16 protein-coding genes and 2 pseudogenes are annotated in these 23,984 nt (G+C 59.9%); 10 read left to right on the top strand and 8 right to left on the bottom strand.

The genetic code is table 11. From position 1 onward, the window contains the following. The first annotated feature begins 8 nt into the window (after nucleotides 1–8). From PHO31112_RS19430 to PHO31112_RS19395, 8 genes and pseudogenes are all read left to right on the top strand, one after another. Nucleotides 9–1,343 (top strand): IpaC/SipC family type III secretion system effector, encoded by a 1,335-nt coding sequence (locus tag PHO31112_RS19430; RefSeq protein WP_150622149.1) that lies wholly within the window; start codon nucleotides 9–11, stop codon nucleotides 1,341–1,343. A gap of 93 nt (nucleotides 1,344–1,436) precedes the next feature. Further along, nucleotides 1,437–1,727, top strand: coding sequence for an H-NS histone family protein (locus PHO31112_RS19425; protein WP_150622147.1), 291 nt, complete (start codon nucleotides 1,437–1,439; stop codon nucleotides 1,725–1,727). Between the two features lie 55 nt (nucleotides 1,728–1,782). Further along, on the top strand, nucleotides 1,783–2,793 hold the full coding sequence (locus PHO31112_RS19420) for an IpaD/SipD/SspD family type III secretion system needle tip protein (RefSeq protein ID WP_150622145.1): 1,011 nt from the start codon (nucleotides 1,783–1,785) through the stop codon (nucleotides 2,791–2,793). Between the two features lie 223 nt (nucleotides 2,794–3,016). Then, entirely contained in the window at nucleotides 3,017–4,282 is a 1,266-nt protein-coding gene (locus tag PHO31112_RS19415; protein ID WP_150622143.1) for a hypothetical protein, read from the top strand. Further along, nucleotides 4,279–4,548, top strand: coding sequence for an acyl carrier protein (locus PHO31112_RS19410; protein WP_150622141.1), 270 nt, complete (start codon nucleotides 4,279–4,281; stop codon nucleotides 4,546–4,548). The genes PHO31112_RS19415 and PHO31112_RS19410 overlap by 4 nt, the downstream gene beginning before the upstream one ends. 688 nt (nucleotides 4,549–5,236) lie before the next feature. Then, a pseudogene (locus PHO31112_RS19405) lies at nucleotides 5,237–5,554 on the top strand (integrase core domain-containing protein); the annotation flags it as partial. Nucleotides 5,555–5,863: 309 nt separating this feature from the next. After that, complete coding sequence (locus tag PHO31112_RS19400) at nucleotides 5,864–6,814, top strand: hypothetical protein (RefSeq protein WP_150622137.1); 951 nt, start codon at nucleotides 5,864–5,866, stop codon at nucleotides 6,812–6,814. A 928-nt stretch (nucleotides 6,815–7,742) separates the two neighbouring features. Next, on the top strand, nucleotides 7,743–8,471 hold the full coding sequence (locus PHO31112_RS19395; protein ID WP_150622135.1) for a helix-turn-helix transcriptional regulator: 729 nt from the start codon (nucleotides 7,743–7,745) through the stop codon (nucleotides 8,469–8,471). 191 nt (nucleotides 8,472–8,662) lie between these two features. Here the strand turns inward: PHO31112_RS19395 and PHO31112_RS19390 are convergent, their stop codons facing one another. Further along, a complete protein-coding gene (locus PHO31112_RS19390; RefSeq protein ID WP_150622133.1) occupies nucleotides 8,663–9,577 on the bottom strand; it encodes a LysR substrate-binding domain-containing protein in 915 nt (304 codons plus the stop codon). A gap of 1,112 nt (nucleotides 9,578–10,689) precedes the next feature. Between PHO31112_RS19390 and aqpZ the strand changes: the two genes are divergently transcribed. Beyond that, complete coding sequence (gene aqpZ, locus PHO31112_RS19385; RefSeq protein ID WP_217427054.1) at nucleotides 10,690–11,394, top strand: aquaporin Z; 705 nt, start codon at nucleotides 10,690–10,692, stop codon at nucleotides 11,392–11,394. A 351-nt stretch (nucleotides 11,395–11,745) separates the two neighbouring features. On the opposite strand, the gene PHO31112_RS19380 is transcribed toward aqpZ, so the two are convergent. Beyond that, nucleotides 11,746–13,239, bottom strand: coding sequence for an EAL domain-containing protein (locus PHO31112_RS19380; protein ID WP_174995791.1), 1,494 nt, complete (start codon nucleotides 13,237–13,239; stop codon nucleotides 11,746–11,748). Between the two features lie 673 nt (nucleotides 13,240–13,912). On the opposite strand from PHO31112_RS19380, the pseudogene PHO31112_RS19375 reads away from it, so the two are divergent. Then, nucleotides 13,913–14,147: pseudogene (locus PHO31112_RS19375) on the top strand (transposase); the annotation flags it as partial. Here the strand turns inward: PHO31112_RS19375 and PHO31112_RS19370 are convergent. From PHO31112_RS19370 to PHO31112_RS27210, 6 genes are all read right to left on the bottom strand, one after another. Beyond that, entirely contained in the window at nucleotides 14,146–15,777 is a 1,632-nt protein-coding gene (locus PHO31112_RS19370; protein ID WP_150622126.1) for an Ig-like domain-containing protein, read from the bottom strand. The pseudogene PHO31112_RS19375 and the gene PHO31112_RS19370 sit on opposite strands and share 2 nt — an antisense overlap. A gap of 143 nt (nucleotides 15,778–15,920) precedes the next feature. Further along, nucleotides 15,921–17,375, bottom strand: coding sequence for an RCC1 domain-containing protein (locus tag PHO31112_RS19365; protein ID WP_150622124.1), 1,455 nt, complete (start codon nucleotides 17,373–17,375; stop codon nucleotides 15,921–15,923). Next, on the bottom strand, nucleotides 17,372–18,814 hold the full coding sequence (locus PHO31112_RS19360; protein WP_150622122.1) for an RCC1 domain-containing protein: 1,443 nt from the start codon (nucleotides 18,812–18,814) through the stop codon (nucleotides 17,372–17,374). Before PHO31112_RS19360 ends, PHO31112_RS19365 begins: the two co-directional genes overlap by 4 nt. A gap of 48 nt (nucleotides 18,815–18,862) precedes the next feature. Beyond that, nucleotides 18,863–19,111, bottom strand: coding sequence for a hypothetical protein (locus PHO31112_RS19355; RefSeq protein ID WP_150622120.1), 249 nt, complete (start codon nucleotides 19,109–19,111; stop codon nucleotides 18,863–18,865). A 31-nt stretch (nucleotides 19,112–19,142) separates the two neighbouring features. Then, nucleotides 19,143–22,373 (bottom strand): RCC1 domain-containing protein, encoded by a 3,231-nt coding sequence (locus PHO31112_RS19350; protein WP_150622118.1) that lies wholly within the window; start codon nucleotides 22,371–22,373, stop codon nucleotides 19,143–19,145. A gap of 36 nt (nucleotides 22,374–22,409) precedes the next feature. Further along, the coding region (locus tag PHO31112_RS27210) for an RCC1 domain-containing protein (RefSeq protein ID WP_425495218.1) at nucleotides 22,410–23,984 on the bottom strand (1,575 nt) is incomplete at its 5' end.

The following is a 23,984-nucleotide window of genomic DNA, read 5'->3' as shown; positions in this document are numbered from 1 at the left end:
AGGCCAACATGGTCGAAATTGGTTCCATTGCATCTCAGCGCATTCTTTCGGATCCGTCGCAGTCCGGAGGCCCAAGGGCCGAGCAGTCGCGAGATCCGGCTGTCGGTTGGGAAACGAGCCGACTCAACCCATCCGATACAAAAAAAGACGACCTGGCGCTCGTAGGGTTCGTTGTCTCGACCATGCGAACGCGCAACACGAGCGTAGAGGGTGCATCGGGCAAAGATGAACTGCTTCGCCAGGCAATGTCGGCAGAAAAATCGGGCGACCCTGACCTGAAGCCTCCTACGGTTTCGGCGGACACGCAGAAGGTTGCGCGGGAAGTTGCCCACGGCGTCGCAAAAATGCAGGAAAAGCAGAAGGAACTATCGCAGAATCCGTCCGTGGCGACGAGCGTTGACATGCTCCTTAATCAGTTCGGTAGTGCTTCGTCGCGCCCTGACGTGAGCCAACGCCAGGCAGAGGCTGCGCGCGTGGACGACGTTGCGGCCGAACGTGGCGCAGGGAACGCCAGTGCAGGCGGCACCTTTGGAAGCGGCGTGCAGGACGAGATGTTTAACGTGCTTCTCAAGATCGCCGCGGAGCTGCGAAAAGCGCAGAAAAGCGAGCTCGCGATGCAAAGCAAGATGGTGACGATTCAGCGCCAAGCCGCAATGTCACAGGCAAGCTCGCTTGAGCGCCAGGGGCAGGACATGCTGGGCGGCGCCATCAGCGGCGGTGTTTTGCTGGGGGCGCTGAGCGTGGCTGGTGGGGCAATGCAGATGAAGGGGCTCAACACTCGAGCCGATTCCATTCAGACTGAGCTCAAGCCTCAGGCCGAACTGAGGAAATTCGACGCCGAGCAGCAATTCGCGATGCGTGGCAGGAACGGGCCGACCCTGGCCGAAACCGAATCGCCCCGCATAGACCTCAATCGCCCGAACGGCGAGACCGTGCGTCTTTCGGCGGCGCCTGGCGGAGACCGGCTCAGCGAAGAACACACGTCGGTGTTGTCGGAAGAGCGGGCGACACGCCAGTATCGCATCGACATGCACGATATCAACCATAAGCAGAACGAGATCATCGGCACCAAGCAGCAGAACGTTGGCTCGGCGGTCAGCACGTCCGCCATGATCGCGAAGAACCAGGCGGAAGGCATCTCAAGCATGGCGCAGAGCAACGAACGTGCGCAGCAGGCCCTCGAACAGAATAACGAGCAGACCTCTAGCTCGACGGCGAACGGGGATCACGAGAACGCGCAGAAAATACATGAAATGATGCAGAAGATGCATGACCTCGCAATGCAGGTGAACACCGCTAACGGCGGCGTGGCAAGTCAGGTTGCATCGAATCTGCGGGCCTAATCACGGATGATGCGCGTTTCGCCAGGAGAGATGTACCTTCCAGGGGTTCGATGTGAGTCATAAATCGATTTCGCGACAGGGAGGAAAAGTACTTTGACGACTTACCACGAACTTAGGGAACAAGCAGAGGAGTTAACCCGCCGTGCTGAACAGATGCGGCAGGAGTTGAAGCAGGCGGCTATCGAGGACATTCGCGCCAAGGTGGTCGAGTATGGGATCACGGCGCAAGAGATATTCGAGCGGCACAAACGGACGAAACCCTCGGCGCCGGTCCGGCCCAAGTATCGAGATTCGTCGACAGGGGCAACGTGGACTGGGCGCGGCATGGAGCCGCGCTGGATCAGGGGGAAGGATCGACGGCAGTTCCTGATCGATCAGGATTGATCGGTGCGACTGACGGAGTTGCGGTATGTACCGCAAAACGACGATATAGGAGAGGATGGTGAGCATCGCGATTCAGAATAATCTGCAGCTAGGCATCGAAGCATCGCGTTTTTCTCCTCAGTTGTCCGGCGACATGGCGAACAACGCGGAGAAGGTCGGGCACGAGAACTCGCTGGCCGAGGATGGCCATGGAAGCGTGAATGTCGTTCAACGTATCGACCGCGACAATGCCGACGATTTCGCCTCTCAGCTTCGCGTGAAATCACGTATGCGCGATACGAAGGTCAGTAAGTTGAAGCACGCGATCGCAGAGCTGGAAAAACGCAGCGTACAAGGCAACGGCCCGAGGGAGGCATTCGCGCAAGCGTACGATAAGTGGCGCACTGAGGGCATGGGAAGTCGCGGCGACGGCATTCGCAGCCCTGACATTGGGCTGCGTTCCACCACCGCAGACGACCACAACGCAATGGTGTCCGACCGGGAAATGTTCGAGAAAATATTCGGTATCCTCGCCGGCGACAAGGCGACGATGGACGCGTACGCAGACATCATACAAACGCTGACCGAGTTCTATTCCGACGTATCGGAAGCCATCTCACAGTGTTCGCAGCATATGCATGCGGACAAGGATGGTAGGAACATGGTAGTTGATGCCGACGCCATCAGGGACCTGCTGCAGAAGGTGTTGGATAAATTCAGCGGCCCCATGAAGAATGTTTCGCTGACAGCGGCGCAGGCCGAAGCGTTGCAACGCGAGTTCCACGGCGCCGTGACGCTGAAACAGAATGCCGACGGCACTTACGGGGTGGTCATCAACTCCGGGAAGTTGCAGGCTATGGTCAAGAGTCTGGACGGGGAAGGCAAGGATTGGACGATCGACAATGCCAAGTATCAGGCATGGTGGACAAACGGCATCATTTCCGAGGAAAACGGCATACAAACCGATGTGCAGACGATGGCGGAGAAGTACAGCCACCGCATTACCGTGTACGACAACCTGGTCAAGGTGCTAAGTAGCACGATCGCTGCTATGCAGGAGATGTGGAAGGGCTACCTGCAAAACTGACGGCTGAGGACTAGCTCGGTGCAAGCACACGGATCATATTGGAATACAGAAGAGAGCGATCATGGGAACTTCAGCGATTGCGAGCCAAACCCGGATGGCGCTGACCACACCCTCTCATAGACAGGAGCGGCGATCGAGTCTCGCCGGAGTCAATTTCGTCGGCAACGCTGTTCAAGGGCTGCCAGTCGCAGGCACGAGTTGTGTGTCAAGGGAAGTGGGGAAAATGCTCGCCGATGACGTGGCAACAGCCGTCCCGCGCATGACGGGCGGAGTGATCGGCAACGAGGTCGTGCGCGTGCTGAGTGCGGCGCGCGGCGATGCTCAAGTGCATGAGACCGGCCTTGCCGATGCCTCGGCGGAGCGGTATAAGACGGCGGAAGAGCGCAATGCCAGCGCATATCTCGCATGCCTGCTCGACGAAGCGGACCGAGGGGCGTTCGATGCCCTGCAGTTTACAAGCCTCGACCGTGACGAGCTCGATAACGTGGCGACGCTGCTGTATAAGGTGTCAAAGTCCGCAGATGCGAATGTGGATGACCGGGAGTTGCAGAAGATCGCCGAGGCGTTTTCAGGGTTTGTTCGCTCGGCGGCCAGCGCGACCCGAACCGGAGGCTGCGACGTTACCCGCGATGGGGGGACCACTAAGAACAAGTTCGGCGAACTCCAGAAGCTCACGCTTCGTCGATGGGAAAAGCATGCTTCGAGTGCACAGATCGCATCGGAGGCGTGTACGAGGCGTGCGATACATGAAAGCGTGGGCGAGCGCCTCGGAGGAAACCTCGTGGGGGATGTCTATGGCTTGAAAGACAAGCACGCGGCGGTGGCCCAGCAGAGGATGAAAGAGCATGCTTTCAAGTCGGCGACGGGGGCGGACTCTCCGGGCGTCAAATTGTGCATGATTGCTACCGCGTTACGTCAAGAGGACGCCAGCCCGGATCTGTTGCGAAACGTCAGGTGGCGCAATGACGCGGACGGCGCGGGTGTCGTCGTCGCCTCACCTCCGGCGGATGGGACCTCCCCCGGTACAGCTACACCGGACAGGGGGATGCCAGATTTGGCGAACTGTCAGACCGTGGAGGCTGACCAGAATCAGGACGTCAAGCCCATTGAGAGCGGGGCGGCTCTTCCAGTGGCATCCGAGGAATTCGGGCGAATCGCAGACGAGCTGGAAGGACCGCGGCGGCCTGATGTGCCAAAGGTACACCGTGGGGTGCAACGTTCTTATAGAGCGCGTTCCGTGGCTGGCTCTTCCGTAGCGGTCGACGGTAGCGAGGCGCGCGACAGCGGGCTGGAAGCGCAGCCTGTCGATGTACCGGTTGCTGGTTCGCTGGCTGGGAATGTGATGTCCGGCCAGACTCAGCAAAAACCAGCGATTCGCCGGGCGCCGGAGGACTGGCAGCAGGGCGCGGACGGTAAATGGACGGGAGGCGGGGAGATCTTGGCGCGTATCGAGGCAAAGAAGAGTGCCGTCAGAGGGGCATGGTCATGAGCGTCGGATCCGAAGGCGCCACAATAGATACGGCGGACTTGGGCAACGCGGTGCGACAGCTCATCGCGGAACTGGCTGGGCTGCCCGTCGAGAGCATGGCCGCCGAACTACGGCTTATTGACGAACTGGCGCTGGATTCGCTCGAACTGATTGAGCTCTTGATGGTGCTCGAAGAACGATGGGGAATCACGCTTACTCGGGATCGGCTTATGAAACTCGTGACGGTCGGTGACGTCGTCGCGCTTGTGAAAACGTCATACCGTTAGCGTGGTCAAGCGCTTGCCAGGCCCCGGGACCACGTTGCCGGCCCGGATACGTTAAGCATGCGCGCTGGAGCCCCAAACGTCGCTCTATTGCTGATTCAACAGGCGCAGTCCCTTCGCGGTAAGCTTGCCTTCTAACGTTACATACCCATTTTTTACTGCCCAGGGATTCAGACTGAGCCGTCGTGTCCACTCCCGCCCGGCTAAATGGGTCGCCAGTGCTCGCCAGCTCGTCACGCATCGCCCGCACAAGTCCTCCGGCTCCACTATCCGCAACCTATGCTTCCGATCTTGGCTGACTTGACTGCCGGTCGACGCTGAATTGATCGGTTCAGTCGGTTGAGGGGAGAGGGGCTCCGGGGTTGCTGGTGTTGTTCCTGCATCGCCCAATACTCTGTCGGGGCGCTATCCATGCCTGTTCGAACACGCCTGCTCATCGCTTAACTGTTGGCGAGGGGCTTTTGCCGAAGAATACGTTGAACCTGCATCGCTCACGTAGCCCGCGTCCTGCGCCGCTGCGCACTTTTCCCCTACGCGTGTTTCGAGGGAAGATGGCTGTTGGACTGAGCTCGACGGCCTGTCGGCCAACGCCTCGGGCAGGAGCCACGGTTCCTGCGAAACAGGCTGTGGGCCCACGGACCCCGAGGCCTGTCCGGTGACTGTCGGTGTTCTGAGTGGGAACAGGAGTTGGCTCAACCTCGACGACGGGCCGGAATTTGTCAGCACAGCGCTGTTGAAATGGGCGGTTCAAGGGCAGGTCGCGACGGCACTGATTGATCCAGGCAAACCTAGGCAAAACGATACCAACGAACGCTTCAACAAAAAATTCCGTGATGAATGTTCGTCGATGGCGTGGTTTCGGAACCGAATCGAAGCAAAGATCGTGATCGAAAACTGGCGGACTCATTACAACGAAGTGCGTCCGCATTCGAGTTTGCAATACTTAACCCTGGCAGAATTTCGTCGGGTTAGCAAACGTTATTCAACTGCTGGGGCCGTGAATCTCTAGACGCCCGTGGCACGAAAGAATCCGTCAGGTCACGAATGGGGAAAACATCATTGTAGTACTGCAAAAAGACCTTCCTGATGCAGTCCGAAGTGGAAATGAGCTCCCGGGCCAGGCTTTCAGCGCTTGGCGCCGCGCGCATCCATGCATTTCCAGGGCTCTACTATTAGCATTGATAGGTTTCCCTGATTTCATACTCGTCTAGACTCGGCTCTACGCAGAGAAAGCACACCGTCAATGTCGTTGTGCAAGCGAAGCGATTGTTTCGGCCAACAATTCAGCGTTAATGCGTGCTGTGTCTAGGAGAGAAAAATGAGGAAGATACTGCTTCAGCTTGTTTTCGTTACGACTTCCGTCTTGTCTGCGTTGCTAGCCAACGCGGCCAACGCGGCCAACGCGGCCGAGGCGGCAAGCGCCACAACCCCCCACACGGCGCGCGATATGTGGCATCAATATATGGATACGCACGGTGACTGTGGCAGTAAAACTGCACCTGTATTCTTGTGCACGGGGATTATCATCCGCGAAACTCAACCGGGTCCGGGCTACTATTCCTGGCAACCTTCCCCGGAAGATCAGAAGACCGGCCGCATCTCGTTTTCCTATCTCCGCACAGATGCAAAATTCGGTGGATTCAAGAGCGGTGGCTCAAACGGATTCACAGTGTTTCCGCTTCTCGGTCCGTATAAGGGCCCCGCAGGCAAAGCGAAACTCGATGTACTTTGCGCTTTTCCGATGGACGGCTGGACAGACCACCGACCTACTGACTCTGGGTGCGGACCTACACAGACGTTTCCCACGCAGAGTGTCCTCTGCCAGGCGCAAGGAATCGTTACCGCCCAGGCATGGCTGACCCATTGGAATGCGGCGCCTGCAGGAAGTAATACAAACCTCTATCAATGTGGTTTCGACGTACGGGAAGGCTCACCGTATAAGGACACGACCGACGCTTTCAACCAGTTAATCCTAGCGATGAAGCTACTGGGCGACACCGAGTTCAGCGACCACAACGAGTTGGTGATCTCAGCTTGGCCGAAAACCATTAATCCTGCTGAGCTGCCGATCCAGTCGTTCTTCTATGTAGCGAGCCGCTCCGCCCCTGGTGGCCAGGCGCTTGCGAATGCTCAAAAAGATCAGACAGACTATTACAACGTCACCGGCGGTGGGTTTATTCCAATCGTTCGCATTACCCCCCCACAGACGAAAAACGATGATTACGACTTTCAGTTCAATGCGGCAGACCAAGCCGTTAAGATTCCGTAAGCCTGTTTCTGGGCAGGCGCGGCGCCACACATCGCCGTGCTTGCCATGATCGGCCGGACTAATTCACTTGACCGCATGTGTGCGTCGCTTTAGGCTAACCGCCTCTCTCACCTTCCAGTGATGGGCGGTTAGCCAAGCGGTTTCATCTAGCGGTGAATGTAACATCAAGGCAGCAGAATGCCCAGGTCACCGAGGTGCAGTCCGGCGGTTGAAGCTGGCCGTGTCAAAATCCAGACTGAACAGAACAGCTCTGTCCTTACCGTCCGCCAACGTTGCACGTGGACGAGACGGCTCCTCCACGCAGATTCTCCGGCCAAACCAGCTGTCTGTCCATTCCTCCATCGGCACATGCTGCGCATACTCCAGAGTATCCGCATGGTCAGGAGCGGCTCCCCTCTGCAGCCCACGAAGTCAAACCCTATACCATTCAAAATGGGCGGGGATCATAGACATTTTTCTTGCTCGTGAGTAATAAAAATTATCTTTCAAAGTTTGTAAAAAAATCAAATAATTTGAAATCCAAGTTATTTTGGTATACAAATCATATTGCAAGTTAACAAACTGTCACTTCATGATGGTCTCGTGAGCATACCTCTCGGACTTGCGACTTCCGGTATGTACCTAACAATCGTTGATGTCCTGTCAACATGAATCTCTGTTGGCGGGTGAATGCTGTACCGCTTTCGTCTTTGGTCGATTCTGGCTGCAAGATGGAGGCTGTCTGGCCATTATTGGCTGACACCGGCGGATCTGCTAGGAAGTATGGCCCTAGGTCAGCGACCGAGGGCTCCCAAAAAAAGGCTGGACTCTAACCTCAGAACCCGCCCCAGGAAATCAAAGCGGCTCATCTTAGCGCAGCGGTTGCAAAAAGTGTTTTCGCAGAATGCTGTCATCAATTTGACAATTTTTGGCGTCCACGGGGGGGGATATGGCTAGACAGATATTTGGCGATGCGTCTACTCTTTTGGGTAAGAAAAATGAACAAGAGTGGTTCGATACTTTAGCTGGCATTGCCTACCATCACGGTTTTGAGTACACTCTTTTTTCAATTTTTCCTCACGAAGGCTTGGGTTTTGGGCATGCCTACGTGAGAAATAATTATCCATCAGATTGGATTAGGTTCTACATGAAGCAGAGGTTATACTTTGTGGAACCGATGGTTGAGCAAATTACTGCTCAATCGCTTCCAATCATATGGGGCGAGAGTTCACCGACGTCCACACTCGAACGCAAACTATTTGACGGAGCCTCGATGGTTGGAGCCAGAAGTGGGCTCGTCTTTCCGATCCATGGCCCTCGTCGGGAGGCCGGGATGTTGTCGCTTGCAAGTAGCGAAGACTTCACGGCGAGGACCAAGCGCGATTTATCTCTTCGGCTGCCGGCGCTGACATTGTTGCGCGACGTTGCTATCGAGAGCGCTCAGGAACATATTGCAGGCCACCTCGAGATCGTTGTTCCAAAGCTGACCAAGCGCGAGAAGGAGTGCTTGAAGTGGATGGCGAGCGGGAAATCGACGTGGGAAATGTCGCAGATACTCTCGTGCTCGGAGGCGACTATCAACTTCCATATGATGAACATTCGCAGCAAGTTTGGTGTGTTCTCCAGAGTCGCCGTTGTGTTTAAAGCGGCTCGCATTGGACTACTCGATACTGCGTAACTGCGGTGCGGTACGAAGGCGGCCAAATTCGTATCGAGGTGCCATCGGTTCGGTCAGAATTTCGATGCTTTCCAGACAATGACCGGGCTTGCTGATAGGCGCAAGGCGATCCCTTATTTCCAAGAGAGGTCTTGTGTCCTCGGTTACGTGGGGGCGCTTCAGAAGTCGCGAAATGCAGGCAATTTCCCGTCCTAGTACCGAGACCATTCCGCCCCGAGCAGCCGGCACTCTGCAGATAATGCGAGGAGGTTAGGCTCGCGCTCTCGATTGCGTGGCAAAACAAGTCCAATATGCTGACTGATAGCGTAGCGCTCCCCGAGAGGGATCAACTGAATTTTGGGATTGAAGTCTCCGACACGACGCGGAAGCAGCGCGTAGCCTATGCCGACGCTCACAAAGTTCATCAGCGAGAAAATATCTCCTACGTGCAATGCAATATTAGGTTGAAAGCCAGCCTTCTGGAAAGCCTCGACGAAGTCGCGATACTCCGCAAACTCGTCGCTGGGCGCAACAAACTTTTCATCGCGCATTGCCTGCAAGTCTATTTCGGAATACGTTGCGTAGGGTGAATTGACGGGGGCGGCAAACAGGATCGCGTCGTTGAACATCGGCACGGTGAGCAAATCAGCGTTGCCGGGTTCGCCTAATGCGATGATGATTGCGTCGAGTTGCCCGTCTTTTAATTTACCGAGTAGGTCGCGATTGGCGCCCAATGTGAGCTCAATGTCGAGTGCGGGGCGTCGTGTTTTCAGGCCGGCTAGTACGCGTGGGATAGTGCGAACGGTAAGCGAATACAATCCACCAAGCTTCATAGTGGGCGACGTGAATCCGGCTGCCTCGCGGGTGCGGCGGATGCCGGTTTCACATTCGTTAAGAATGCGTTTGACATGATCTGCAAAGATGTAGGCTGTTGCCAACGGGATCAGCTTGCGCCCATCGAGCTTAAACAGCGGGCAGCGCAACCCGTCTTCAAGTGAGCGCAGCGCGCGATGCACGCTTACGGCACTCTGCCCAAGCGCTTCCGAGGCGCGCGCCACGTTGCCCAGCGCCATGAAGGACTGAAATATCTGCAACTTCTTCAGGGTGATTTCTTCATCGATGGCCATAGTTTCGTCTCGTTCTGACGCACTGCCTGCATTGCAGCGTGAACCGTTCTGGTTCGTTAGCATGGGGAGCGCTTGGCGCGTCGCTCACTCTCTTATCCAGGCTGTTTCCGTGGCATTGTCGGCTTGCTCCTTGCCCCAACGTCCCAAACGAGCATCAAAGAATTGACGAGCAGACGCTTGTACATCAGACCGGAGGTTCACATTCCGGACTGCATATGAATCCCCCTTTAGCCAAGAGGGCCGCGTTTCGCGAACGTCGCCAGGAAGGCTCGAATTTTCTAGTGAAAGGGCGGGCGTGAACTGAAGCCAGATTCTAAGACATAAAATCCTGCGCAACGGTTCATTACGCCTGAATAATGGATAAATAATTTTAATTAATATGTCATGATGCCAGTTTTTTTAAAAATCATTTTATAGAGCGAGGTTGAACGCTGTGGCCAGACTTGACGACACCGGTGCGCTCCGCTCCCGTTAGGTTCGGTCGCAGCGGTGAAACCACTTTCCTTGAGTGTGAGTTTGTTGCCTTGATTATTCCTATGTGCCACGCTCAGGACGCCCCCCAAAGGGGAAAAGCGACTGTTGCCTAATGCACCCCGCATCTTCCCGTGAAATCTTGATCGGCCGACTTTTTCTATCAACAATTAATAACAATATAATGATTTGCACTGGGTGGCTAAAAAATATGATTTGTCATCATCGATGGTGCGCCGGTGATTTACCCAGCAATTTTCTGGTCACTTGAACTTGAGAGAATGGCTTCTAACGGAGAAGTGGAAGCCGTGCTCGGGGACCAGATGCTACAAGTGTCAGTTTTTCTCGCCTGACTGCCATGAGGCCACAAATTTCAGTATGTCATAACTATCAAAACTGTTGGTTTTCTTATTTGCGTTACTTTTGTCTAATGGAGTTATCCCTGTAACTCGGGACACACAGATGCTCTGTGGCCGGTTCTTGAGAGACGTTAAAATCGTTATTCCGATAATTGGTAGGACTTCTTTCTGTTTTTTGCTGCCAACCACGTCGGAGCCTCACCCCAAGGGGCTATCGGAGGTGGTTTCGGGGTTCGCGCGATTGTGTTCGAACCGTACCTGTTTTGAGGCTCCGAGTGGAGTATTACAATGACCAAGAAATTAGCAGCGGAGTTTTTTGGTACTTTCTGGCTCGTCTTGGGCGGTTGCGGCAGTGCGGTGCTGGCTGCCGCATTCCCGAACCTAGGCATCGGCTTTGCCGGAGTTGCCTTGGCTTTCGGTTTGACCGTTCTCACAATGGCCTATGCCGTCGGTGGCATTTCCGGCGGCCATTTCAATCCCGCAGTTACATTGGGCGTAGCCGTCGCTGGCCGATTTGCTTGGCGCGACGTTCTTCCGTACTGGATCTCGCAAGTGGTCGGCGGCGTCGCGGCGGCGAGTGTGCTCTATGCAATCGCCAGCGGTGCGCCGAGCTTCGAAGCAGGCGGCTTCGCGTCCAACGGCTACGGGGCCTTGTCGCCCGGACACTATAGTCTCGTGTCTGCCGCGTTGACCGAGATCACGCTCACTGCCGGGTTCCTGATCGTGATTCTCGGTTCGACGGATACGCGCGCACCCGCTGGATTCGGGCCTCTGGCTATTGGTTTGGCGCTTACCTTGATCCACCTGATTTCGATTCCTGTGACAAACACATCGGTGAATCCAGCGCGCTCGACCGCCGTCGCGTTCTTCGCGCATACTGACGCCCTCAGTCAGCTTTGGTTGTTCTGGGTTGCACCGCTTATTGGCGGCGCACTGGGCGCGGCAATCTGGAAGGTGCTGCTCAATCCGCAAACTGCGGAAAACTAGTTGGCATCGTCCTTGTGGTCTTACTACGATCAGTGAATACGCCGCACGTGCGTCGCGCGTTTCGTTCAGAGATGTGTGATTCGTCGATTGCGTGCCGCCGCCAGGGAGCCTCGTGCACGTGGTCGAGGCTCTCCGCCACCTCTTCAACCAGGCCGGCTCTTTCCAGAATTCCGGGTGCTTGATGAGATTCCGAAAAACGTGCTTCTGAGTCGCGAGCTCTGGGATCTGTTTGGCGACTTTCCATGTTGCCGACGACCGGCACAGCGGTTCGCGATCCGTTTCGCGGGGGACCCGTTTTCCAGCAGGGACTCTGCCAACAGCTTCTTCAACCGGGCGTTCTCAGCCGCAGCTTCAGGTCGAAGCTGCGGCGCTTCTTGATTGAAGTTCGACGATGAACGCATCGATTGGGCTCGGACGCCCGAATAAGAAGCCCTGAAGCAGTGGTACGCCGCGATCGCTGAGGTAATTGCGCTGCTCCGTAGTTTCGACACCTTCGGCAATTGTGATCAATTCCAACTTGGCGGCTAATTCCAGGATGCTCTCCAGAACGCGCTCTGCAAGCGGATCGGCACCAATTTTTTCCACGAATGACTGGTCGATTTTTACCGCGTCCATGTCGAAGTCGCGTAAGTATCCAAGGCTCGAGTGTCCTGTACCAAAATCGTCGATAGCGATCTTAATACCGCGCGAGTGTAGCGCCTCGAGAATTCGCCGCGTCTCGCTTTGCGCGGCAAGCAGTTCGCGCTCGGTCAGTTCAAGCACAATCTGTACGCGCTTTTCTCCGAGCATAGCTAATAAGGCATCGCAGTCGCTGATGATTGACGCATCCGTCAAATGTTGCGGACTTACGTTAAAGCTCAGGCGGAAACCTTTGGGTAGGTTAACGAGGGCGAGTTTTTCTGCGACGGCACGAAAGAGCGCTCGCGTAATAGGCGTGATCAATGCGCTCGACTCCGCCAATGGAATAAAATTGTTGGGCGGGATGATACCCTCCGTCGGGTGATGCCATCGTACAAGCACTTCGGCACCCACCCAGCGCGCATCGGCGGCGTTGACCAAGGGCTGAAGATAGGGGACGAATTCCCCGTGTTCCATGGCGCGCACCATCTCGCGCTGGCGTACCCGGACGTGCTTGGAAGCTCTCTGGATCGAGATGACCAGCACTAAACCGAACATGGCGCACACACCGATCACCCCCGAGTAGTCCGTAACCACGCGTTTCGGTAGTGTGCCGGCAGGTATTGTGGCGAGCACGGATACCGGAAATTGCTCGGAACGCAAAACGGTATCTGGAGTATGCGCCACGGCCATATCGATAATCCCGTTCGGGCCAAGCGTCACATCGCCGACCTGGATCGATAACAGGACGTCTTCGCGATCGAGCAACGATAGAACATCACGTACGTGTCGGCCGTCGATGGTCACGATCGCTCCCCGGCCATCGATTGCGTTCCGATAGACGAGCAACGTGGCGTCTGGTTGCGTTCCGCTGTGCGGAGCGATGCGTAGATGCCCATCGACGTAAGCGGTCAGATCTAGATGGCCGTGGTAATTGCCATATAGAGAACTGCAGTAGACTTCGTTGTCATTTGTCAGAAGGTCGACAGAGCGGACAAACAATACCGAGTTAACCTGCTCCCGGAGCTCGAGCACCACATCCTCGCAGGCCATTCCCGCTCGCGGACCGACTCGCAACGCTGTGTCACGGGCGTTGCCCAACATCCGGTCAATGTGGCCAAGTGTGCGTTGCGCCTGAGACGCTGCATCAGCGTGCAACACTCTGTGCGCATGCCAGAAAGACACCGCCAAGCCAATGAGTAGAGGCAAGCCAGCGGCTGCCAACATAGGCCACTGGTACCACTTTCTCGGAGCGAGGAGATTCAACCGCCAACGTCTCATCATTCCTCCCTCAGCGATCATGCGGCATTGCTCAACGCCGGAGCCAGGGCAATAGGCGCTACCGTTTAAGCTCCGTTCAGATGCAGTTCGCCGCCCATGATTCCGCCGGATTGCCAAGTGCATTCACGGTCTGGCTCCCTTCATTCACAGTACCCGCGAGCGCGCGCTGACAGAGGGGGAGCACAGTGAATGGAAAGGCGATGACATATGCTCGCAGGGTTTGTTATCTGCGATCGATGCTTCCAGTTAGGCATTGCCGACCTCGATTCATCGATTTGCGCCGATTTGGAAGAAAGAATATTGCATAGATTGTGCTATCCATTCGCTCGGAATCGAAGAAAAATCTATGACGCACGCGTTAATCCGATTTCGTATTGCGGGATTAACCCTGCCACAATTTTCGGACGGTGAGAATCGAGTGCAAACCGCTTGCGTATCTTTGCATTGCAAGCACGCCGTCGTAAATATACATGTTGGCGGGGCATTCGTAGTGATATTAGTGCACAAATTTCGCGATAAATCAGTCTAAATTCATAAGTCTCGCGTAAATCACACAGTATCGGTTCATTCCATCGGGTTCGATAGTCAATGGCGGACTCGTGGCCGTGATAGCACATGCCCGAGCATGCGCTTCGTACTGCTGAAGGACGAGCACCAACAGGCAGCGCTCTGCCTGCATCGGACATGGCAGGGTTTTGTCGCCTCTGGCTACCCTGCAGGGCGGGGGCAGACGTTGCCTGAGCGATCTACTCGGGCACGCCGGCAACATCGAGGACCGGCTTCGTCTAATCGCACCGCTAGGACTGACGCCCGGCCAGTACAGCAGTGGCGGCAAGGCGCGGCTGGGTCGCATTAGGGGGCAATGCCCGTCACTTGCAGGTAGTCGTCCTGATTACGTCCCGTGGCGTTGCCTTGCGCGGAGTCGCCGTTCAGATCGTAGGCGTAAGCCGTGCCCGCGCCGATGTTCGTGCTGGTCCAGAACGGGTAGGACAGCCAGCTAAGATAGTCTGCGACAGGCCCGGCACTGGGATAGTAGAGCCGCCAGAACTGGCGCATCTCGTCTAGCGTGAGGGTGGCAAGGCCCGCCGCTGCGCATGCCGCCTGCGCTCCCTTGAAGTTGGCCGACCCGCTCACGAAATACACTTTGCGCACGCCGCTCACCGTGATGGGGTAGGCTCGGCTTACCTTCTGGCTATCGGTTGCGGTGATGATCGCGGTGCCGTTGTCGACGGGGGCGACCTTGCCCGTGTTCTTGTCGACGGTGACCACCGCTGGATCGCTGCTCACGTACGTATAGGGCGCCTGGCCGAAGTTGGCGCTGCGCTGGTAGCAGTAGGCGTCTGAAACTGTCGGCGGTGTTTTTTCCGCCACAATGTAGCCGCGGCCGGTCAGGTCCAGCTTGGCCGGTGCCTGGAAGGCATTGCCGATCCACAGGGTCAGGCCGTCCGAAGGCTTCGTGACGGTGCCGCGCGTGACTGTGTAGAACAGGTCGGCTGAGCCGTCGATGTTCTGGTCCACGTACGCGCGCGGCACGGGGAATGAATAGTCTTTCTGCGGATTTTGGGGCGCGGTCTGACTCTGCTGGAACGGCTGCGGCGGCAGGTCATTCGAGTTCTTCCACGTGAACGCGATCACGTCGCGTTCGGCGACGCCAGGGTACGGCTTGACCACCACTTCGATGGTGGGGCCCGTGACCGTTTTCGGGTCCAGCGCGTTGCCGTCGCCCGTGGCGAGCGGCACCACGGCTTTGGGCAGTGCGCCGACCGGCTCTAATACGAGTACCGGCAATGACGGTGAAACACTCTTGCCACCCTTGGCCGGGATCACAGTGCTGCGCAGCTCGATAGTCTGGCCGGCATAGCCGGCCAGGATGTCGCGCGGGATGGTGAATTCGACCGGCTGCCCCACCTGGGCCGGAGTATCGATGCTTTTGGCACCCCACTCGTAGTCGCGGTCGTTGATCTCGATGAACACAACATCGAAGAGTTGCATGCCAAGGTAAGGCGATACCATCGCACGGGCCCCTTGCTGGGGCACGCTCTCCAGGTTGAGCACGCCGTTTTTTGCGACGCCATCGACCACCGGGGGCTGGACCTCGCCCAGCACCGGGGTCTGCTGGCCGATGCTGAGGTACAGGGGCAGGGAGCCGTCCGTGCTGCCGTTGGCATGGGTCACCGTGTACGACACTTCGACCTTGGTGCCCTCGTTAGGCTGGATGTATTGCGCTTCGACGTAGAAGTTGGTGGGGCGCCCCTTGTTGGCTACCGTGACGCGGATGCTATCGTCAGTGGAGTCCACCGGTGTGCGGCCTTTCCAGAACATCTCTATCTCATCGCCCACTTCCTTGCCCGTGTAGATCGGGACAACGACCGTTGCTGTCGACAGGTTCGGGTCCAGTACGCCGTCCACCGCCTCTTTGACTTCGGGTTGCTCCAGGGGGGCGGCGCCATCGCGCGTCTGACTTGCGTCTTGGTGTAGGACCATTGGGGTGCTCCGTTCGGATATGCGAGGAGAGAATCGAGGCCGCCTGGCGTGCCGGCAGCGCCTAGCTGATGAGGCCGCGGGACGCGGCCGCCGCAGCGCGGAACCATTTTTTTATCGGCATGATTTGCATTGGCCTCCCGCTTCTACACCGTGCGGGTGCTGCCTGCGGAAATCGTGGCGGGTGCCTCGTAGGTCACGCCGCTTTCACTGTCATTGAGCAGCGGCTTGAGCGGCGTGCTGTTGCCGCCGTTCGCGGCAGATCCCCAGGTCACGATCCCGCCGCTCGCCAGGACAGCGGCGTAGGCTTTCGCGCCTCCGTAGATCGCGCGCACGCCTTGCAGCTGCGCAGCGACCGCCGACGCATCGCCGCCGTTTTCCGTGTTGCCCCAGACCCGCACGGTGCCGTCGCGGCGCAACACTGCAAAGGTGCCGGTGCTGCTGCTGATTTGCACCACATCGTTGAGTTGCGCGATGTCGGCCGGCACGTTGCTGCCTGCTGTAGCGCTGCCCCATGCGACCACGTGGCCGTTGCCGCGCCGTGCCGCGAATGCCCCTTGACTGCTGGTCACTTCTTCAATGTCGTTCAGTATGCCGATCTCTGGCGGTACGGTGCCGCCAAACTTGGCATCGCCCCAGGCGAGCACTTGTCCGCTCTCGGTACGTACCGCGAAGGCACGTTCGGAGGCGCTGGCCAGTTCCGCGATGTCTTTGCGAAGCGCGATCTCGTTGGGCACCACGCCGGCGTAGTTTGCGTCGCCCCAGGCGACTACCGTCTTGTTGGCGCGCAGGGCGCAAAAGGACCCGGCGTTGCCGCGCACGTCGACGATGTCGTTCAGCGCGGCGATGTCGGCCGGCATTTTCCGGCCGGCATTGGTATCGCCCCATAACACGAGCTGCCCCGTTTTCCGTAGGGCCACGAACGATGGCCAGCTCACATAGATCGCCTTGACGTCGCGCAGGGCCTGGACCTCGGGCGTCGTCTGCCCGCCGTATCCCGGGTGGCCCCATGCCGCCACCTGGCCGGTGGCGCGCAGCACCGCGAAGGCAAAGCCGTTGCCGACGATGCGCACGGCATCGGTCATGACGAAGCTGTCAGGTATGACCCCACCGTATTCCGGGTCGCCCCAGGCGTCCACGCGCCCATTGCTGCGCCGCACCGCGAAGCCGCAGCTCGAGGAGGTCACTTCGACCACGTCGTCGAGGGTGAGCGCGGTCGGCGGCACCTTGCCGCCCCGGCCTGCCGTACCCCAGGCAATCTCGATGCCGCGATCGAGGTGAGCGGCCATGGCCCCGCTGCTGCTGTAGTCGGCCGTCGCGCAGAGGTTGACCGGGTTGATCGTGACGGTGTCTTCCTGGTATTGAACTTTGAGCGCAACCCAGGGGCGCGTGTCTTTGAACGATGTTGCCGCGATCGGCGTGTTCTCGTCGACATAGCTCCACTGTGCCATCACCGTCTGCAGCGTCGTTTTGTCGAACGCGCTCAGGTAGTGCGACAGGTGCGTGCCGAGATAGGTGTTGTCGTCGTTGCGTGCGCCCATCACCAGCAAGGTGCCGCTGCCCGCCGCGGTCTGCGCGAGGCTTGCGCTGTCGTCATTCATGATTGCCACCCGCCGGAAGGGGCGGTCTCCTCATAGGTTAGCGTCAGGCCGGCGCCATTGGCGAGAGACTTGAACGAGGAGCTGTCGCCGCCGCCCGCCGCATTCCCCCAGGTCACCACGCCGCCGCTCGCCAGAACTGCGGCGAAGGCTTCGGTATTTCCGTACACTGCGCGCACGTCTTGAAGCTGGGACGCAACCGCCGACGAATCCCCACCTTTTTGCACATTGCCCCAGGTCACGACGTTACCGTTCTTGCGCAAGGCGGCAAATGCGCCATAGGTGCTGGTGATTTGCACGATGTCGTCGAGTGCCGCAATGTTTGGCGGCACTGTGCCCCCGTCAGCAGCGGCGCCCCACGCGACCACGTGGCCGTTGCTGCGCCGCGCCGCGCAAGAGACGTGGGCGCTCGCCACCTCTTCGATATCGTTTAACGTGGCGATGTCCTGCGGCACAGCGCCACCGTATTTGGGATCCCCCCAGGCGAGCACATTTCCCTTTTCGGTAATCACTGCGAAGGTGCAGTACGAAGCACCGACGAGCTCCCGGATGTCGCTGCGGGCCGCAATCTCGGTGGGTATCCTGCTGGCGTTGCCTTCGCTGCCCCAGGCCACCACCGTCTTGTTGGCGCGCAGCGCACAAAAGGCGCCTGCGTTTCCGCGCACGTCGACAATGTCGGCAAGCGCCGCGATGTCCGGTGGCACGGCGCCGCCGTGCGCGGCGTCGCCCCAGGCCACGACGTTCCCTGTCTTCCGCACCGCCGCAAATGCGTTCCAGTTGGAGTAAATCTCCTTGACGTCGTCGAGCACCTGCACCGCAGCCGGTGGCTGCCCGCCGACGGTTGCGTCCCCCCATGCCGCCACCTGGCCGGTGGCGCGCAGCACCGCGAATGCGCCGTTGGTGCCGGTGATGCGGACCGCATCTGTCATCACGAAGCCATCTGGCACGAGTCCTCCGGCCGTGCCGACGCCCCATGCATCGATGCGCCCGTTACTGCGCCGAAGCGCGAAGGCGGATAGCGTGGCGGCGACCTCGGTCACGTCATCGAACGTGAGGATGGTCGGTGGCACCTTGCCGCCCCGGCCCGCCGTGCCCCAGGCAAGCACCATACCGCGCTCGAGGTGAGCCGTCAGGGCCGCATAGCCGATGGTGGTATAGCTGGCGGTGCCGAAAATGTGGGTCGGCCTGATCGTGACGGAATCCCCCAGCGCCTGGACTTTCAGTGCAACCCAGGGGCGCGTATCTTTGAACGACGTCCCGCCCACGGCGTTTGGCTCGTCCACGTAGCGCCACTGTGCCGTCACCGGCTGCAGCGTCGTTCGGTCGAAAGCGCTGAGGCTGAGCGACATGTGCGTGCCGAGGTAGCTCGAACGCTGGTCGCGGGCGCCCATCACCAGCAACGGGCCCTGGCCGGCCGCCGCAGCAGTACTTTTTTGCGTCATGACAGTTTCCTTTTCGGGCGCGATGCCCGACACCTGCTGGTCGTCGTCCTAATGACGTCCCGTGACGTAGCCTTGCGCGGAGTCGCCGTTCAGACCGTAGGCGTAAGGCATGCCCGAACGCGCGTGACCGTGTGGAGCAGGTCGGCCGAGCCGTCGATGGCTCGTGACCGTTTTCGGGGCCAGTGCGTTGCCGTCGCCCGTGGCGAATGGCGCGACAGCTTTGGGCAGTGCGCCGACCCGCCCCAGTACGAGCACCGGCAATGACGGTGAGAAATTCCTGCCGCTCTTGACCGTCATTGGGGTGCTCCGTTCGGGGGGGGGCTTCGCGCTAGCTGGTGAGGCCGCGCGACGCGGCCGTCGCCACGTAGGTCAGGCCCCCTTCCTCGTTGATGATCGTCGGCACCTTCGAGTTGTCGCCGCCGCCCGCCGGCACGCCCCAGGTGACGATGCCGCCGCCGTCCAGAAGTGCCACGAAGGATTCGCTGCTGGCATACAGCGCCCGCACGTTCTGGAGCTTCGCCGCGACCGCCGCGGTGTTGCCGCCCACCGTCTGGTCGCCCCAGGCCGCCACTTGGCCGTTCTTGCGCAAGGCGGCGAAGGCGCGGCCGGTCCCGCAAACCTGCACAACGTCGTCGTACAAGGCGACTGCGTCGGGCACCACGCCGCCTTGCTTGTCATTGCCCCAGGCCACCACCGTTCCGTTGGCGCGCCGTGCCGCGAAAGCGCCCCAGGTGGCGGTCACCTCCACGATATCGGTCAGGTCGCCGATGTCTCTGGGCAGGGTGCCGCCGTTCGCGGTGTTGCCCCATGCGAGCACTTGCCTGCCTTCGGTGATTACGGCGAAGGCGCGCGCCGAGGCGCTGGCCAGCTCCACGATGTCGGAACGGGCCGCGATGTTGGTGGGCACCGTACCGCCATCGCTGGCGAATCCCCAGCCCACCACTGTCTTGTTGGCACGCAAGGCGCAGAACGCCGTGTAATTGCCGCGCACGTCGACGATGTCGGTCATTTGGCCGATGTCGCTGCTGGGCACGGCCCCCCCGTATGCGGCATTGCCCCATGCCACGACGTTCCCTGTTTTCCGTATCGAGGCGAAGGCGAAGCCGGCCATGTGGAGCGTGGTGAGGTCGCTCAGCGCGGCCACGGCGTCCGATACCTTGCCCCCGTTGGCTGCGTCGCCCCATGCCGCCGCCTGGCCCGTGGTGCGCAGTACCGCGAATGCTGCGGCGTTGCCGGAGATGCGCGCCGCGTCGGTCATGACGAAGCCGTCAGGCAGTACCGGCGTGCCCCATGCGGCAATCCTTCCATCCTTACGCCGCACGGCGAAGCCCTTTTGCGAGGAGCTCGCCTCGACCACGTCGTTGTAAGTGATGGTCGTCGGCGGTTCGTTGCCGCCGAAGTCGGCCACGCCCCAGGCGATCACGTTGCCGTGATTGAGGTGGGCGGCCAGGGCCGACGCGCCGGGCGTGGCGGCGTCCGAGCCGGAGCCGACGATATTGGCCCAATTGAGCGTGATCGAATCGTCCTGTGTCTGCACCGTGAGCGGGACCCAGGGGCGCGTGTCCTTGAACGACGCTCCCACCATCGAGGTCTTCTGGTCCACGTAGGTCCATTGCGCGCTTACCGGTGCCAGCGTCGTTTTGTCGAACGCGCTCAGGTACTGCGAGGTGCTGGTGCCGCGATAGATGCTCCGGTTGTTGCGCGCACCCATCACCAGCAACTGGCCCTTGCCCGGCACGGCGACGATGTCATAGATGGACGGCGGGGAGGTTTCGTCCGGCGTGCTGCTGGCGCGCTGGACGGTGTAGTCGAGCGTGACGGACTGGCCAACGTCCGCCTGCACGGTCTTGAGGGGTACCAGTAGCGTGATGTCGCCGCCGGACTCCTGGTCGGTGACGGCGTGCGGTACGGAGACCGTGCCATCAAGCGTGTTTGCGCCCCGCCAGTTCAGCGTGATCAGGTCGCCCTTGAGGAAACTGCCCGAGGCGGCCAGCCGTACCGTGGCGCCGTTGGCGCAATCCGCCGGGTTGAGCTTGTCCTGTTTGGCCTCGTCGATCGTCGGCGCCGGCAGTTCCCCCTGATGGATGAGCAGCGTCAAAGGTGCGCCTTGCGCGAAGGTTTTGCCGCCGCGCACGATGTCGTAGGAGACCGTCACCTTGAGCTCGCGGCCCGCGATGATCGACTGGAACGGCACTTGGAAGCCGATCGATTTACCGACATCCGACGGCAGGATGATGAAGCTATTGTCCCAGTTGCCCAGAGAATTCTCGCAGGCCCACGTCAGCCGGACGGTGTCGCCCATCTTCATCTGCGCGTCGGGCGGCACGTAAACGAAGACGCCGTCGGAAGGCGAGACGTTGCGCGGATCGAGCACGCCGTTGACCAGTTCGGGGATGGACACTTGCTCTACCTGGGCCGTCTTGCTCTCGATTTTCAAGGTGAGCGTGTTCGACAGGAACGGCGTGGGAGGCATGATGTCGGCCTCGTAGGAGAGCGTGGCCGTCTTGCCGATGAATGGGGAGATCTTGTCGTAAGGGATTGTGACCGGGTAGGGATTGGTCAGGTAATGCTCGCTGATGTCGAACGGCCACTCCGCCCCGCCGTTGGACGGCCCGCCGCACCACACGACCTTGCCGGTGACGCCGTTGGCGAGGGTGGGGTTGGGGCCGATCAGCGCCGTGGCCCCGTCGGGGTTGACCAGGTCGGGGTTGAGGATGCCGTCGAAGGCTTCCTGTACCACTGGCGCCGGCATCAGGTTCGGATCCTCGGCGTTGCCGATAAGCAGCGTAAGAGGATCGGACGGGTAGTCCGCATCGCCGCGCTTGACGTCGTAGGTGACCTTCACGCTTTTGTCGATGTAGGCCTCGACGTACTCGGCCGGCACCAGGATCGCGACTTCGCGTACCGCGCGGATGGTGATCTCGTCGTCGTAGTAGCCGGGATCGCCGGCGTTGCCCCAGTACATGTAGATCTGGTCCTTCGCCGCCATGCCGTCGTAGACGGGGATTCTGACGTGCACGTCGGCATGCGCGAGCGCATCGCTAAGGTGTCCGTCCGGTGCTTCGTCCACGCTGGGCGCCCTGAGCTGGGTCGGCTCGCCGATGTGCAGGGCGAGCTCGGGCGAGTCCGCGCTCGTGCCGTCGGCGAATTCGACCGTGTAGTAGACCTTCACGTCTTTATCGAGCGCCTTGACGACGTTGGCTTTCGGTACGTTGAACGCTTGAGGCTTGCCGACTGAATTCTTGGTGATGTCGATCTCCGGCGACGTGTACTCGCCAGGGCCGCCCTTGTCGAAGTAGCCCAAGAGGTAGTCGCCCTGGCTCATGCCAGGATAGGCCGCGATAGTAAAGTCCACGCCCTTCGACGGCAGTGCATCCGGATTGAGGTAGCCGCTGGCGGCCTCAGCGCACGCCGGGGGCGGCAGCAGGACGGGCACCGCGCCAGGCTCGATGCCGGGCGCCGAGCCGTTTGCCGTCTCGGCCCGCCGCACGTCGCGCTCGGCATCGGGATCGGCGGCGGAGCCGCTCGACGGTACCAGGGTTACATATTTAGTGTCCATGAAGATGTCCTCTTGCGTGGTTGGGGACGTCCTGCATCAAACATCGAGTGCCGCGATGGCTTTGCCTTGTTCCGTGGCATAGGAGATTCCGCCCGATGTCGCTTGATAAAACAGTCTGCTGTCGAGAATCGATTTGACCCCGGCACTGTCGCCGCCGGCGCCCGGAACGCCCCAGGTCACCACGCCGCCCCCCTCTTTCAGTGCGACGAAGGCTTGCGTATCGCTGTACACGGCGCGGATGTTGACGAGTTGGCTGGCGACCGCCGCCGTGTTGCCGGAGGAGGACGTGGCGGGCCATGCGACGACCGTGCCGTTGCGGCGCAGCGCCGCGAAGGCCGAAGCGGTGCTCGCGACCTGCACGATATCGTTCAACAAGGCGATTTCCGTCGGGACATTGCCCCCCCGCGCCGGATCGCCCCATGCGACCACGTAGCCATTGCTACGCCGCGCGCAGAAAGCCCCCCAGGTCGCGCTGACTTCCTTGATGTCGTTGAGGACTGCAACGTCGGTGGGCACCGTTCCGCCCCAGGCCTGGGGGCCCCATGCCAACACCTCGCCGCCGGTGGTGAGCACCGCGAAGGCACGCGCCGAAGCACTGGCCAGTTTGGCGATGTCGCTGCGCGTCGCGATAGCGCTGGGCACGTCCCCGCCGTAGCCGTCCTGACGACGCCATGCGACCACGTGGCCGTTGCCGCGTAGCGCGCAGAACGATCCATAGTTGCCGCGCACGTCCACGATGTCGTTGAACCCCTTGATGTCGCTGGGCACGTCGCCGCCGAAGGTACTGGGGCCCCAGGCCGTCACCTGATTGTTGCGTCGCAGCGCGCAGAAGGCGCCGCCGGAGGAGGCGATCGTCACCACGTCGCTCAGCGCTGCGGCTTCGGCGGAGAGCGTGCCGCCCTTGGTCGCATCGCCCCAAGCGGCCAACGTACCGTTACCCTCGACCGCCACGAAGGCTGCGCCATTACCGAAAATGCGCTTGGCATTGATGATGTTCGTGCTGGCGGGCATTGTTCCGCCCAGCGCGGCGTTCCCCCATGGGACGACACGGCCGTTGCTGAGCCGCGCCGCGAAGGCGCCTTGCGTCGAACTGATCTCGACCACGTTGGTATAGGTCATGATCGTGGGGGAGATGTTGTTGCCGTAGTCGGGTGCGCCCCAACAGGTCACACTGTCGCCGGACAGCAATGCGGTGAGCGCGGCGACGGGGGTCTTTACGTCGGCGTCCGACCCCGAGCCGATGATGTTGACTGGGTTGATCGTCACCTGGCCAGATTTGGTGCGCACCTTCAGCGCCACCCAGGGGCGCGTGTCCTGGAAGGTGGTGTCTTGGATCCAGGTGGATTCGTCGTCGTAACGCCATTCGGCGATCAAATCGCCGCGCGTCGTTTTATCCAGCGCGCGCAGGTACTGCGGCGCCGCCGAAGCCCGGTAGATGCCTCCATGAAAGCGGGCGCCCATCACCAGCACGTCGCCGCTGCCGATTTCGCGTCGCACATCGTAGACGGAGGGCGGAGAGGTTTCGTCCTGCCCGCCGGCCGCGCGCATGAGGGTGTAGTCGAGCGTGACGGTTTGCCCGGTGTCGGCCACGACGATCGACTTGTCCACGGT

Origin of the sequence: Pandoraea horticolens (assembly GCF_902459555.1) — a bacterium.
Lineage (GTDB): Bacteria > Pseudomonadota > Gammaproteobacteria > Burkholderiales > Burkholderiaceae > Pandoraea > Pandoraea horticolens.
Note: the sequence above shows the minus strand (reverse complement) of the source record. Positions and strands in the feature narration are given on the sequence as shown.

Bases quoted from the DNA above. Each gene is read 5' to 3' on its own strand.
- PHO31112_RS19430 (WP_150622149.1), top strand. From the start codon at position 9: ATGGTCGAAATTGGTTCCATTGCATCTCAGCGCATTCTTTCGGATCCG.
- PHO31112_RS19420 (WP_150622145.1), top strand. From the start codon at position 1,783: ATGGTGAGCATCGCGATTCAGAATAATCTGCAGCTAGGCATCGAAGCA.
- PHO31112_RS19415 (WP_150622143.1), top strand. From the start codon at position 3,017: ATGCTCGCCGATGACGTGGCAACAGCCGTCCCGCGCATGACGGGCGGA.
- PHO31112_RS19410 (WP_150622141.1), top strand. From the start codon at position 4,279: ATGAGCGTCGGATCCGAAGGCGCCACAATAGATACGGCGGACTTGGGC.
- PHO31112_RS19400 (WP_150622137.1), top strand. From the start codon at position 5,864: ATGAGGAAGATACTGCTTCAGCTTGTTTTCGTTACGACTTCCGTCTTG.
- PHO31112_RS19395 (WP_150622135.1), top strand. From the start codon at position 7,743: ATGGCTAGACAGATATTTGGCGATGCGTCTACTCTTTTGGGTAAGAAA.
- PHO31112_RS19390 (WP_150622133.1), bottom strand. From the start codon at position 9,577: ATGGCCATCGATGAAGAAATCACCCTGAAGAAGTTGCAGATATTTCAG.
- PHO31112_RS19380 (WP_174995791.1), bottom strand. From the start codon at position 13,239: ATGTTGGCAGCCGCTGGCTTGCCTCTACTCATTGGCTTGGCGGTGTCT.
- PHO31112_RS19370 (WP_150622126.1), bottom strand. From the start codon at position 15,777: ATGGTCCTACACCAAGACGCAAGTCAGACGCGCGATGGCGCCGCCCCC.
- PHO31112_RS19365 (WP_150622124.1), bottom strand. From the start codon at position 17,375: ATGAATGACGACAGCGCAAGCCTCGCGCAGACCGCGGCGGGCAGCGGC.
- PHO31112_RS19360 (WP_150622122.1), bottom strand. From the start codon at position 18,814: ATGACGCAAAAAAGTACTGCTGCGGCGGCCGGCCAGGGCCCGTTGCTG.
- PHO31112_RS19355 (WP_150622120.1), bottom strand. From the start codon at position 19,111: ATGACGGTCAAGAGCGGCAGGAATTTCTCACCGTCATTGCCGGTGCTC.
- PHO31112_RS19350 (WP_150622118.1), bottom strand. From the start codon at position 22,373: ATGGACACTAAATATGTAACCCTGGTACCGTCGAGCGGCTCCGCCGCC.